This window comes from Phaeobacter sp. (assembly GCF_022825805.1).
Lineage (GTDB): Bacteria > Pseudomonadota > Alphaproteobacteria > Rhodobacterales > Rhodobacteraceae > Phaeobacter.
In genome coordinates this window covers 82,863-95,720 of record NZ_JAJDWC010000089.1, presented here as the reverse complement: position 1 = coordinate 95,720, position 12,858 = coordinate 82,863, and the positions used below count along the sequence as shown (strand labels likewise).

Here is a 12,858-nt window from a genome sequence, read left to right as displayed (position 1 = left end):
GGCAAGACTGCCTTGATGAACTCCCACTCCAGATCGCTCATGTCCGAACGCGCCATTTTCACACCCCAGCATGTTGTTTTGCTGGAAATGAAGCACAAGCCAATACGAATGATAAGGAATTTATAGGTGTGCTGCCTAGGTAGTCATCAGAGCGCGTCATCATCATGTATTTGCGATACGCACGGTAGTATCTGGTCATCAGAGCGGGTTCGAGATCGAAGATATCTGCCAGATGTGCGTTGAAGCAGATTTCGATGACCTGACCATCTTCGTCGAGGTTGATCACCTTCTTGCGGTTGCGAATGTCAGTTTCTTCGTCATGGAACCGGAACGGCACCGAGACCGTGGAGAGCAGTTCAAATGCCTCCGGATCGCTACTGCGCAGATCTTCGGCAATGGCGTAGCCATCGCAAAACAGCGATCCGCCACCTTGGGCCTCATTGGCAAGACAATGCAGGAACTGGAAACCGGGAGGAAGTTCCTGGTTTGTCAGATCCGTGTGCAAGGGCAGTGCAATCGGCGTATAGGCGAGATTGTTCGGGTTGGGCTTTGACTGCACTTCGAATGTGACGCCAAAGTTGGTTTGCCGCAAAAAGCCGATGCGGCGGGCAACATCCATGCCGCCTTCTGTGCTGTCTGGCAGGCCTTCAACGATCGAATAGCCAAAGGTCTGCGTCTGTACCAGCCAGTCTTTCAGCGATTCATCTGATTCAAGAATGGCGCTGGCATGAGTCCGTGGGATACCGTCCGCACCCAGATCTTTGCGCCAATGGGTGAAGCCTGTGCGTGCGGGATCTGCGGCGCGTTGGCCGGGAATATGCGCAGCCAGCCAAGTCAGGTCAAAGGTGGAGGTCTCTTCGGTGTCCCAAACGAGGGTCAGGGTATCGTCTTCAAGGACCAGGGATTTGACCGCGACGTCCAGGTCGATGGCAGTCAGATCGGCGACGCGCTCGTGGGTTTGTGGATGAAATCCGGCCGGGTCATTGTCCTTCAGCCAGATGAACGGGAAGGCAGCAGTTGTGCCTGTCGAAAAGTCGATTTCAACGACACCGGTTTCGGTGCGCAGGATAGCGTTTGCCATGGAAAACCTCTTGGCAATGATGTTGGGGAGCATGATGTGCTGAGCCGCGGCCCAAAGGTCAGGCCTCTGGCGGCGGCCACCAGTCATAGGCTTTTTTATATGGGTGTCCGGGGCGTTGCCCCAAAACAGTTGCCATTGTGTGACTGCCCTAAACTCATTCCGAAACACGACATAGTGCTTTCAAAGCGGATAAACGCTGAGTCGTGAATTTTTTCAACAAAATTTCACGCGTGGTTCACATTATTTCATCTGGTGCCGTGGGATCACTGGCGCTTTCCAAGCTGGCTCGCCATTATTGCCGTGACTGACCATAGGACCAGAAGATGCCATTTACCCTTGCCACTTGGAACATCAACTCCGTTCGCCTACGTGAGCCGATTGTTGTCAAACTTCTCAAAGAACAGGCGCCGGACGTGTTGTGCCTTCAGGAATGCAAAAGCCCGGTTGATAAAATCCCGATGGAGCAGTTTGCGGCCCTCGGGTACACGCATTTGGTTGCACGTGGGCAAAAGGGATACAACGGGGTCGCTATCCTGTCACGGCTCCCACTTGAGGATGTTGGCGAAAAGGATTTCGCGGATCTGGGTCATGCCCGCCATGTTGCCGCGCGGCTTGAGAACGGGGTGACGGTCCACAACTTCTATGTCCCTGCTGGCGGCGATGTGGCGGACCGTGAGGTCAACGAAAAGTTTGGTCAGAAATTGGACTACCTGACCGAAATGCGTGATTGGTTCCGTGCCGAACCACCCGAGAAGTCGATCCTGGTTGGTGATTTGAACATTGCACCGCGCGAAGACGATGTTTGGGACCATAAAAAACTGCTGAAAGTGGTGAGCCATACACCGATCGAAGTGGATCACTTTGCTCAGGTGATGGAGGCTGGCAACTGGTCGGATGTCACCCGCAATGACATCCCGGATGGGCGTTTGTACAGCTGGTGGAGCTACCGTGCCAAAGATTGGGACGCAGCGGACAAAGGCCGCAGGCTCGATCACGTCTGGGCCACAGGCGATATCAAAACCGCAGCGCACTCGAGCCGAATCCTCCGCGACGCGCGCGGTTGGGAAAAACCAAGCGACCATGCACCGGTGTTTGCGACCTTTGACCTCTAGGCGACGGTCACTTTAGTTTCCGATTTCGCCCAAGACATCATGAGCCAGCCACCGACCAGAGGTGGCCGGCACAATTGTGATTTTCACTCTCAACGTGATTGGGTAAACTGCTCCCAACGAAGCCCGAGCAGAAAATAAAGAGGCAGTGGTAATGATCAGAGTGGTTGGGGCCATGCTTATGGCCGTGGTCGTGGCGTCTTGTAGTGGCGGGGGCGGATCGCCGCCGCGGGATCTGGACAACGCGTGCAGCATCATCAAACAGCGACCTCAGTATTTGAAAGCCTTCCGCGCTACCGAGCGCAAGTGGGGTGTGCCAATGCATGTCCAGATGGCCACGATCTACCAAGAGAGCCGTTTTCGATCTAATGCCCGCACGCCGCATCGCTTTGCACTGGGCGTGATCCCGCTTGGGCGGCAATCGAGCGCTTATGGGTACAGTCAGGCGCTTGACGGAACTTGGGATGACTATCGCAAAGGACCCGGACGCCGCGGCGCGAAGCGCAACAGGATCAAGGATGCGACGGACTTCATGGGTTGGTACATGAACCAGACCCGAGAGCGAAACGGTATTCGCCTGACTGATGCCCGCAATCAATATCTGGCCTATCACGAGGGTCACACCGGATTTGCCCGCGGCAGTTACCGGTCAAAACCTTGGTTGATCAGGGTCGCAGGGCAGGTTCAGGCGCGCGCGAACCTGTATCAGACCCAGCTGGCCACGTGTCGCCGGGCCCGTCGATAAACTGTGGCACAAGGTGCCCGAATAAAAGACTGAAAGCCCCGGGTGTTTTCTGATCCTGCGATCAGTTGATCCCAGGGGCTTTCACAGCGTCAACGCGACGGAACGGTGCTGGTGCTGAACAAACGGCTGGGCAAATCTATGCCGGTCTCTAACTCGCCGAGGATCACTGTGGTCTGGCCGCCGGAGCCGTCGTAGATCACCCATTTGCGCAGTTCGACCGGGTCGTCGGTGAACATCAGTTCTATGCTGCCATACTCCGGGTTCTCGGGATCTTGCGCCCGCACAACGGTGGACGTGCCGTCAAATCCGTGATCGACGACCATATTGGCCCGCCCAAGATTGACAGTGCGCGCAAGGATCAGCGACAGCGGGGTCCGGCGTAGAGGATAGGTTTCAGGGGGCTGGTTGGATTTGGGGTCCTGGATCACGACAGCACCGGCACCTGCGATCACAACGCCACTGTTTGGAGCGTCATATTCGAAACGCATTTTTCCGGGACGATCCATATAGAGCTTCCCAGTCGACAAGCTGCCATCATCGTTGATCTGGCTGAACGGGCCCTGGGCGGTCGAAATCCCGTTTAGATATCCTGATATTTCATTCAGGCTCAGTTTATCCGCCGCCATCGCAGCAGTAGAGCAGAGCGTCAGCGCAACGGCGCAAGTAAGCTGTTTCATAATACCAAGATAAGATGAGAACGTGGAAAGTGAAGAGGGCGAAGCCTGACCCGCTTCGCCCCCTGTATTATTGTTCGGGAACCAGAATTTCCCTTTTACCAACGTGATTTGCGGGGGAGACAAGCCCCTCGTCTTCCATCTGTTCGACCAAACGGGCGGCTTTGTTGTAACCGATGGCAAGTTTTCGCTGGATGTAGGAGGTGGAACACTTCCGGTCTTTGATCACAATCTGCACCGCCGTGTCATAGAGCGCATCTTCGGTGTCGGTGTTGCCACCTGTCGACAGTCCAAGAACCGCATCGATGTTGTCCGCTTTGTCATCATCCGGACCATCCAGCACGTTGCCGATATAGTCCGGTGGGCCAAACTGCTTCAGGTGGTTGACGACTTCCTCGACTTCTTCGTCCGACACAAAAGGTCCGTGGCACCGAGTGATCTTGGCACCGCCAGCCATATAGAGCATGTCGCCCATACCCAGCAGTTGCTCGGCCCCCATTTCACCCAGAATGGTCCGGCTATCGACTTTGGAGGTCACCTGGAAAGAGATACGTGTGGGGAAGTTGGCCTTGATGGTGCCGGTGATCACATCCACCGATGGGCGCTGTGTCGCCATGATCAGGTGGATGCCGGACGCCCGCGCCATTTGCGCCAGCCGTTGAATGCAGGCTTCGATTTCCTTGCCCGCCACCATCATCAAATCGGCCATCTCATCCACGATGACCACGATGTAGGGCAGGGCCTCTGGCGCGAACTCTTCTGTTTCGAACACGGGTTCGCCAGTGTCATCGTCAAATCCGGTCTGAACGGTACGCGAGAACATTTCGCCCTTGTCCAAGGCCTCTTTTACGCGCCCGTTGTAGCCTGCGATGTTCCGGACGCCCATTTTGGACATCTTCCGGTAGCGATCTTCCATTTCTCCGACGACCCATTTCAGGGCCACCACAGCCTTTTTGGGGTCGGTGACGACCGGTGACAACAGATGTGGAATGCCATCGTAAACGGACAGTTCCAGCATTTTTGGGTCGATCATGATCAGGCGGCATTCTTCTGGCGTCAGCTTGTAAAGAAGCGACAGGATCATGGTGTTGATCGCCACGGATTTCCCGGATCCGGTTGTCCCTGCGATCAACAAATGCGGCATCTTCGCCAGGTTGGCAACGACAGAGTCGCCACCGATATCTTTGCCCAAGGCCAGCGGCAGGGCATGGGTTCCATCGCCGAAATCACGGCTGCCGAGGATCTCCCGGAGCACTACTTTCTCTCGGTTATCATTGGGCAGTTCGATGCCGATCACGGACCGGCCCGGAACCGTGGACACACGTGCAGACAGGGCAGACATGGAGCGTGCGATATCATCGGCCAGACCAACAACACGGCTGGCTTTCAGGCCGGGCGCGGGCTCCAGTTCGTACATGGTGACCACAGGACCTGGGCGCACCGAAACGATGTCTCCCTTGACGCCGTAGTCGTCCAGGACGGATTCCAACATGCGGGCGTTTTCTTCCAGCGCTTCGTCGCTGAGATGATGCCGCTGGATCTGTGCCGGGTTCGTCAGAAGGGACAGTGGCGGCAGTTCAAAATCTGTCGAACTGTCCTCAAACGCCAGCTTAGGCTCAGCCTCGGCTTTTGCCCGCGAAGACGGTTGTTGCGGCTTTCTAACTGGCTGTTCCACCACGGCTTTGCGCGGGGTGGCAACCGGGATGTCTATTGATGGTGCAGGTGGCGTGCGGTGGTGCGCGGGAGCTGCTGTCGCGTCGGGTGCGATGGCAGGTGTTACGGCCCTGTGCAGAACAGGTTTGGCTGCGGGCAATCCCTCTGTTGGGACATGATCCACAAACGATGCTGGGACGTGTTGCGCCTCCCCCGGCTGGTCGGCGGCTGCTTCCCAGGTTGGATTGTCCTCTGCCAGTGGCATGTCGGCGGAGAGCGACGGAGCAGATGGGAATGCTGTCGGTGCAGCCGGCAGCAGGGTCGAAGACAGCGGCGCAGATAGACCTTCGGTTGCTGCAGCCGCCAGCGGCGGTTCGCTGGGGGCGCCATGTGCATCTGAACCGGGGTTGAAAATCAAGGGTTCTGGGCGCTGGCCACGGCCTTTGGTCAGCGGGAAGCTGTCTTCTGGCGGCACATCTGCGGCGCGACGGATCCGAACGGCGCTGGCAATCTTCTCAGCAATGCGCTCATCTCCGGGAAGATCGTCGATGTTGTCAGGCAGTTTACTGTCGACCACATCGTTGTGGATCAATTCTGGCGTGGGCAATGGCGGCTCTGCCCGGCGGATCAGGCTGGGAACGCGCGCAAACAGGCCAGGTTTTTCCTTTTGGACCGGATCGCTTTGCCCGGCAGGATGGGTGTTTTCCGCGGATCCGTTGGGATCGACGGCTGGGCCTAGGGCGGGGGCGCCGCTTTCCATTGGATCATAGGGATGATCGTCGTAGTCCACAGGATCAAAACTCTGTGCATCCAGGTCGTCGTAGCTGTAGGCGTCTTGTTGCGCAGCGCGTTCTGCGCGCCGGGTACGATAGTTCAGCGCGGCTTGCATCCCATTGGCCGCGCCGCGGCCCAGCAGACTGGCAATCGCGTCATAGATGACCACAAGGCCGAGAGTCGCAAAGCGTAGCCCGCGGAACACCTCTGTCCGTGAAAAGCCCAGCACACCGGCACCGACCACCAACATGCCGATGGCGGTCAGCAGCGACAGAAATTTCACCAGGAAACTCAGCCCCACAGGGAGCAAGGCCAGAAGCATTCCAAGAAACGTGTATCCAATCATACCGCCCAGGCCAAATGTATGGGCAGCGCGCCAGGGTTCGGATGGCACAAGGGTTTCCAGGTGCAGCGCAACCAGCAACATCCACGGCAGCGACAAGAACAGCGGCCAAAGAACGCGATCTTCGCCTTTGTGTAGGATGAAGCGAGCACCCCAAACCAGCAGAAATACCGAAATGGCCCAGCTCGCTTTTCCGAACAGGGTTATCAGCATGAACGCGATGGATGCTCCGGTGCGGCCAAGGATGTTCTGTACTGGCGCATCGGTCGACACCATCCAGTTCGGATCGTCCGCCGAATAGCTGCCAATCATGACCGCCACCAAAACGCCCAAGCCGACCAGCAGGGCGCCGATCAGCTCTTTGCTTCGTTTTTCAATGGCCGCTTGCATCGTGCTGTCCAGAAGGGGATCACGACTGCGCGTTTGAAATGCCATGCCAACCTCGTTCTTTTTTCACCCAGGCCCCTGCTGTTTGCCGCAGGTGGTATCCCATCGGTTTGAATTGTCCGGCGCTCCTGACCGCTTGGTCCCAAGCGCGTCCCGTCAATATAGGCAATCGCGCAGCTTGATCAGCGCGGCTTCGGTCTGGTCAGCGGGGGCAACCAGCGCGACGCGGATGTAGCCGCTGCCAGGGTTGTCCACCCCTTCCCCCTGCGCGAGATAGGCGCCGGGAAGAACGCGTACTCCGGTCTCTTTCCAGAGCTTCAGCGCTGCGGTTTCGCCATTTTCCACCGGCAGCCACAAGAAGAAACCGGCTTCTGGCGCCATATAGCCATCCAGCCCATCAAAGACGTTGTCTGCGATTGTGTACTTTGCCTGATACAAGGCGCGATTTTCCGCAACATGTACCTCGTCAGCCCAAACCTTTGCCGCCGCTGACTGCAATGGCGCGGGCAATGGGGCCCCTGCATAGGATCTCAGTTGATGCACGCGCTTCATTGTTTCTGGCCCTGCGACCATTAGACCGGATCGTAGCCCCGCCAGGTTGGAGCGTTTGGACAAAGAGTTGAACAGGATCACGCGTTCTGGATCTGCTCCCAGCTCCTTGGCGACCGTCAAAGCGCCGGTGGGGGCAACGTCGCGATAGATCTCCGAGTAGCACTCGTCGGCGAAAATGCGGAAATCATGTTTCTCGGCAAGCTGGATCAATTCGGACCAATAGCTGTGGCTGGCCACTGCGCCCTGCGGATTTGCGGGCGAGCAGATATATGCGACAGCTGTGCGATTCAGCACCTCTTCAGGCAGGCTTGCATAGTCGGGCAGGTGATTGGTCTCTGCGGTTGCGGGCACGAATACCGGTTCTGCCGCGACCGAAATGCTGGCCACCATATAGACCTGATAAAACGGGTTCGGGATCAGTATCACGGGGCGCTGCCCGTTTTTCTGCTCTGGGCACAGCGCCATGGCCGCGTTGTACAGCCCTTCCCGTGTCCCATTGAGCGCCATGACCTGGGTTTGCGGGTCCACCGCAACATCATACCGGCGTCTCACCCAATCTGCGATCGCGCCGCGCAGCGGAAGGCTGCCTTCATTGGGGGGGTAGCTTCGAAAACCCGCCGCGTTTTCCATGATCACATCGGTGACCCAAGCGGGAAAATCATGCTTGGGTTCGCCAATGGTCATATGCACCACGTCCCCGCCCGGTGTGTGATGATCGAGCAGAGCGCGCAGGCGCGGAAAAGCATAGGGCGGCAGGTTGGAAAACCGCTCGGGAAAAATCATGTATCTGGCCTCAGGTCCGGGATCGTTAGTGCCCCGTTTACCAGTAGACTACAGAGCCGTCGCTTTTCCGTCTAGTCGCAGGATGTCCGGTCCGGCAAAATGTGGCTTTCACGCCAAAGCGATCTCCGCGGCGGCACCAAGACGCAGCAGTGCCTCTTCTTGCTGCGGTCGGCCGTAGATCTGCAGCCCACATGACGGCACACCGGTTGGCAGGGACAGGCCACAGAACCCCATCAGATTGCCGATGCGCGTGTTGCGAAGCGCCATCAGGTTTGAGCGGACGTAGAATTGGTGGTCCTCCTCCAACCGCTGCATATCAGGAGGCAGGATCGGGGATGTCGGGCAAAGAACACCGTCAAACGCAGCCGTCGCGTTGGTCCAGATCTTGCGGATCCTGTCCAGCTTGGCCCAGGCCGCGACATAGTCGGCGCCGCTGAACGCTTTGCCTGCTCGGAAACGTTCGAGAATTTCGGGAAACATCAGATGCGGGGCGGCTTCGATTGTGTCCTTCCACAGGCCATAGGCCTCGGTCGTGTAGAGGATTGGGCTGAGCGCCATTGCCTCTTCGAGCTCTGGGATTTCGAGCGTTTTGATTTCCGCACCTGCCCGCCGAAGCCGGTCCAGCGCCTCGGCGTGCGCGTCAGCAACCGTTGCATCCAGATCAGTCTGGGCCACCGTGACCAAATTCGCGAAACAGCGCCCTTCAAGCGCTGCTCCGCGCAGGTCGGGACCGGTGTGCCCCTCGATCAAACCCAGAAACAATGCGGCATCCTCGACGGAGCGCACCAGCGGCCCCACGGTGTCAAACCGCAGGCACAATGGAACGACGCCCTCCAGGCTGATCCGCCCTGATGTTGTTTTCAGACCAACGAGATCGTTCCAAGCAGACGGAATTCTTACGGAACCACCAGTGTCAGAGCCTATTGCTCCGGCGGCCAACCCAAAGACAACAGAAGCGGCGGCCCCGGAGGACGAGCCACCTGGCGCAGCATTTTTGCCATGCACACAGGGCGGGGTCGCTTTGACCGGATTGAGCCCCAACCCAGAAAAAGCCAATTCGCTCATATGGGTCTTGCCAAGGCAGACGGCACCCTTTGCTGTGGCCGTCCGCAAGGCCAGGGCATCTTGGGTAGGAACACGGCCAGACAGCAGATCAGAGCCTGCTTCGGTGGCCGTTCCTGCACTGTCGAACAGATCTTTCCAGCTGATTGGCACGCCATCCAATGGCGACAGGCGCTGGCCAAGGGCTGCGCGTTGCTTCGCGGCTTTTGCTTCGGCCAAAGCCCGATCATGGGTGACAGAACTGTAGATGCGATCCCGCAAAGGGTGGGCGTCGATGGCCTCCAGATAGCACTCGGTCAGAGCAACCGGGCAGACGTCTCCTGCGGCGATGCCGCGACCCAAATCCGCAGCGCTTTGTTGCAGCCAATCCCGCATCCCAACCCCCTTCGTTTTGTAGCTGAGGCGACGGTAGCGGCACGACGCCCCATGGACAATGGCAAACACAGCGGCATATTGCGAGGCATGGAAAATGCGACTGATATCCTGATTGTTGGTGGCGGCCTGAACGGCCCTGCCCTTGCCCTGGCTCTTGCCCAGACCGGTCACACCGTCACTTTGGTTGATGCTTTGCCGCAGGAGACCCGTGCAGAACCCGGGTTTGACGGGCGCAGCTATGCTCTTGCGCTGGCGTCACAGCGCCTTGTCGCGCAGATAGGCGTCTGGCCTGAGGTGGCAGACAAGGCGCAGCCAATGCTGGAGATCAAGGTGACGGATGGTCGGGTCGGGCAGGGACCATCGCCATTCTTCATGCATTTTGACCATGCCGAACTCGAAGAAGGGCCGATGGGCTACATGATCGAGGATCGTTATCTGCGGGCGGCGTTTAGGAATGCGATGGAGGCGAGCCCGGACATCACCTTGATCGACAATGATCGTGTCATCGCTCAAGAGGTGGGGCCAAGTGGCGTCACGATCTCGCTGGCCTCCGGGCAGCACCTGGGGGCGCGGCTGCTGGTCGGTGCTGACGGTCGGCGCAGCGGCACGGCCGAGCGCGCGGGGATCAAACGGACAGGCTGGGACTACGGGCAGACCGCCCTCGTCTGTGCAATCGAACATGAGCTGCCGCACGGTGGTATTGCTCATCAGTTCTTTATGCCACCGGGCCCTTTGGCCATTCTGCCGCTGCCGGGCAACCGGTCTTCTATCGTTTGGAGCGAACGCACTGATCGCGCGGGTTCCATTCAGCAGTTGGACGAACAGGATTATTTGGCGGTCTTGCGCCCGCGTTTTGGGGATTTTCTCGGCGCGATCCGTTTGGCGGGAGATCGGTTTACCTATCCTCTCAACCTGACCCTCGCGAATGCATTTTTTGCCGATCGGGTTGCGCTGGTCGGTGATGCGGCACACGGCGTGCATCCGATCGCGGGACAGGGGCTGAACGCCGGTTTGCGCGATGTCGGTGCATTGGCGCAGGTGCTGACGGAGGCCAAGCGGCGGGGGGAAGATCTGGCATCTCCGCTGGTTTTGGAACGCTATCAGCAGTGGCGCCGGTTCGACACGGCCAGTTTGGCAACCGCGACGGACACGTTCAATCGGCTGTTTTCAAACGACCATCCCGTCCTGCGCATGGGGCGCGACCTGGGGATGGGAATTGTTGGCGCATTGCCTGGTGTGCGGCGCAGCTTCGTGCGGGAGGCCGCAGGGCTGACCGGTGATCTGCCTAAGCTACTGCAGGGTCAGCCGATCTAACGGCTGCCCTTTTCTTAGGTGGCTGTGTCTACGTGGTGAGGTGCGCCGATGCTGCCTACTCTAGCGGCCGCGCTTCGTCCTTCAGCATCACCGGAATGCCATTGCGAATTGGAAACGCAAGATTGGCCGCGGTGGAGATCAGCTCCTGCTTATCGGCATCATATTGCAGCGTTGTGTGCGTCAACGGACATACCAATGCTTCCAGCATATGGCGGTCGAATGTTGGTTGTTTCTGCTGCATAGCGTCAAGCTCAGGAGCGTCATTGGTCATTGCAGGGTTTCCTCTGGCGAGCCGCCGCGAAGCGCGAACTCGATCAATGTAACAAGGGTCTCTCGTCTTGTCGCAAGGCAGGGGGCTTCTAGCAAGGCCTGTTTGTCCTCTGGATCAAAATCCAACAGCATCGCCAATGAGTTGATCAACAGCTCATCGTCAGCATCCTTAAGCGCTTCCCAATCCGTTGACAGGTTCCGAGATATGAAAAACCGCTCCAACAGGCCCAGAAACGCGGGGCGATCGAACGTCTCGTCTCGCTCTCCCTTGCCCAGGTCGCGTTCAAAGCTGCCCCACGAAACCGTGCAGCGCCGATAGGGCGTAAACCCTTCGACTTCGCTGTGGATGCGAAACCGGGAAATGCCCGACAAAGTGATCATATAGCGCCCATCTTCCGTTTCCGAAAACTGGGTGACGCGCCCGGCGCAGCCAATACTATGCAATCCTGCCCCATCCGATTTTCGCGGGAAAGGTTGCACCATTCCGATAAGCCTGTGCGGGGTCTTCAGACAATCCTCGAGCATCTGCAGATACCGTGGTTCAAACAGATGCAGTGGGAGTCGAGACCGGGGCAGCAGCAGCGCCCCGGGCAGTGGAAAAACCGACAGGGTTTCGGGCAAATCAGTAGCCTGTAACATAGTCAGTGTTCTAGTGCTGGCACCAGCCTAGGCAAATATGATCGAGCTGAGTTTTCGACGTCCATTCAACACAATTGGATCATTGGGCTTCAGAGCTTCAAAAATTGTGAACAGCTGGGTTTTGGCGGCACCATCGTTCCATGTTTGATCCTTACGGAACAAGGACAACAGTTCAGCAACGGCAGCCTCGGCGTCTCCTGCCGCATGCAGGGCTTGTGCGAGATCGAACTGCGCCTGCAGATCATTGGGATCGCTATCGACCTTGGCGCGCAGTTCTGCAACAGGGCCGGCATTTGCGGCTTGCCGCGCCAATTCGACTTGCGCGAAGGCGGCTTCGATTTCCGGCGCGGCGGAGATCTCTGCGGGTGCGCCGTTCAAAACCGCTTCGGCCTGGTCAAGATCGTCCAGCGCAATATGAGCGCGTGCCAGCCCGCCATAGGCTGCGGCATTCTGGTTGTCTTCGCCCAGTACAGCGGCAAATGTCTGTGCCGCATCTTCGGCGTTACCCTCGGCCAGCATTTGCTCTGCCATCTCGATGGCCTCTCCCAGCCCACCATCTGCAGACCCGCCTGCGGCTTCGATGGCACGTTTGATAAATGCATCGATTTCCGATGGGGGAACAGCACCTTGGAACATGTCGATGGGACGCCCCTGGACGAAGGCCACGACGGTTGGCACAGATTGCAGCGGCAGACCTTGCTGGGCCAGTGCCTGAACCAGACGCTGGTTTTGATCAACATCGATCTTTGCCATTGTCGCAGCACCTTTGGCCTTGGTCACCGCGGCTTCCAGCGCCGGGCCCAGGGTTTTGCAAGGGCCGCACCAGGGTGCCCAGAAGTCTACGATAACTGGGGCCTTCATGGACGCATCGACCACGTCCTGCATGAATGTGGCTTCGGTCACATCTTTGATCAGGTCCCCGTTCGGGGCTGCATCGCTTGCGCCGCCAAGTAAATCGATCATGCGCTTTATCTCCGTTTTGTTGTTGCCCCATATATGAAAGCAGTGGCAGCAGAAACCAAGGGACGGCCGCCAAATCAATTGAGACGTGCAGAGCCGAACCTGCGCGGCTGTGATCTTTGCCGAGCCAAGAAAGG

11 protein-coding genes are annotated in these 12,858 nt (G+C 58.1%); 3 read left to right on the top strand and 8 right to left on the bottom strand.

The window, feature by feature from the left end:
- Window positions 1–58 precede the first annotated feature (58 nt).
- Complete coding sequence (locus Q0C28_RS10330) at window positions 59–1,081, bottom strand: TauD/TfdA family dioxygenase (RefSeq protein ID WP_293575428.1); 1,023 nt, start codon at window positions 1,079–1,081, stop codon at window positions 59–61.
- A gap of 323 nt (window positions 1,082–1,404) precedes the next feature.
- Here Q0C28_RS10330 and Q0C28_RS10325 point away from each other — a divergent pair, with 323 nt between their 5' ends.
- Together Q0C28_RS10325 and Q0C28_RS10320 are read left to right on the top strand one after the other, a co-directional pair.
- On the top strand, window positions 1,405–2,193 hold the full coding sequence (locus Q0C28_RS10325) for an exodeoxyribonuclease III (RefSeq protein WP_293575426.1): 789 nt from the start codon (window positions 1,405–1,407) through the stop codon (window positions 2,191–2,193).
- A gap of 151 nt (window positions 2,194–2,344) precedes the next feature.
- Complete coding sequence (locus tag Q0C28_RS10320; protein WP_293575424.1) at window positions 2,345–2,935, top strand: lytic transglycosylase; 591 nt, start codon at window positions 2,345–2,347, stop codon at window positions 2,933–2,935.
- A gap of 89 nt (window positions 2,936–3,024) precedes the next feature.
- Here the strand turns inward: Q0C28_RS10320 and Q0C28_RS10315 are convergent, their stop codons facing one another.
- From Q0C28_RS10315 to Q0C28_RS10300, 4 genes are all read right to left on the bottom strand, one after another.
- Window positions 3,025–3,612, bottom strand: coding sequence for an outer membrane lipoprotein carrier protein LolA (locus Q0C28_RS10315; RefSeq protein ID WP_293575422.1), 588 nt, complete (start codon window positions 3,610–3,612; stop codon window positions 3,025–3,027).
- A gap of 67 nt (window positions 3,613–3,679) precedes the next feature.
- On the bottom strand, window positions 3,680–6,814 hold the full coding sequence (locus Q0C28_RS10310) for a DNA translocase FtsK (protein WP_293575420.1): 3,135 nt from the start codon (window positions 6,812–6,814) through the stop codon (window positions 3,680–3,682).
- A gap of 108 nt (window positions 6,815–6,922) precedes the next feature.
- On the bottom strand, window positions 6,923–8,101 hold the full coding sequence (locus tag Q0C28_RS10305) for an aminotransferase class I/II-fold pyridoxal phosphate-dependent enzyme (RefSeq protein ID WP_293575418.1): 1,179 nt from the start codon (window positions 8,099–8,101) through the stop codon (window positions 6,923–6,925).
- A 108-nt stretch (window positions 8,102–8,209) separates the two neighbouring features.
- On the bottom strand, window positions 8,210–9,538 hold the full coding sequence (locus tag Q0C28_RS10300; protein WP_293575416.1) for an amidase: 1,329 nt from the start codon (window positions 9,536–9,538) through the stop codon (window positions 8,210–8,212).
- Between the two features lie 87 nt (window positions 9,539–9,625).
- Here Q0C28_RS10300 and Q0C28_RS10295 point away from each other — a divergent pair, with 87 nt between their 5' ends.
- Window positions 9,626–10,852 carry an FAD-dependent monooxygenase gene (locus Q0C28_RS10295; RefSeq protein ID WP_293575440.1) on the top strand — a complete coding sequence of 409 codons (1,227 nt, stop codon included), beginning with the start codon at window positions 9,626–9,628 and terminating at the stop codon, window positions 10,850–10,852.
- Window positions 10,853–10,907: 55 nt separating this feature from the next.
- Here the strand turns inward: Q0C28_RS10295 and Q0C28_RS10290 are convergent, their stop codons facing one another.
- The 3 genes from Q0C28_RS10290 to Q0C28_RS10280 are packed head-to-tail and all read right to left on the bottom strand — an operon-like array spanning window position 10,908 to window position 12,724.
- Window positions 10,908–11,093, bottom strand: a complete 186-nt coding sequence (locus Q0C28_RS10290) for a Trm112 family protein (RefSeq protein ID WP_293575438.1) — start codon at window positions 11,091–11,093, stop codon at window positions 10,908–10,910.
- Between the two features lie 26 nt (window positions 11,094–11,119).
- Window positions 11,120–11,761, bottom strand: a complete 642-nt coding sequence (locus Q0C28_RS10285; protein ID WP_293575414.1) for an LON peptidase substrate-binding domain-containing protein — start codon at window positions 11,759–11,761, stop codon at window positions 11,120–11,122.
- Window positions 11,762–11,788: 27 nt separating this feature from the next.
- Window positions 11,789–12,724: a tetratricopeptide repeat protein gene (locus Q0C28_RS10280; RefSeq protein ID WP_293575412.1), complete on the bottom strand. Its 936-nt coding sequence runs from the start codon at window positions 12,722–12,724 to the stop codon at window positions 11,789–11,791.
- Window positions 12,725–12,858: the final 134 nt, after the last annotated feature.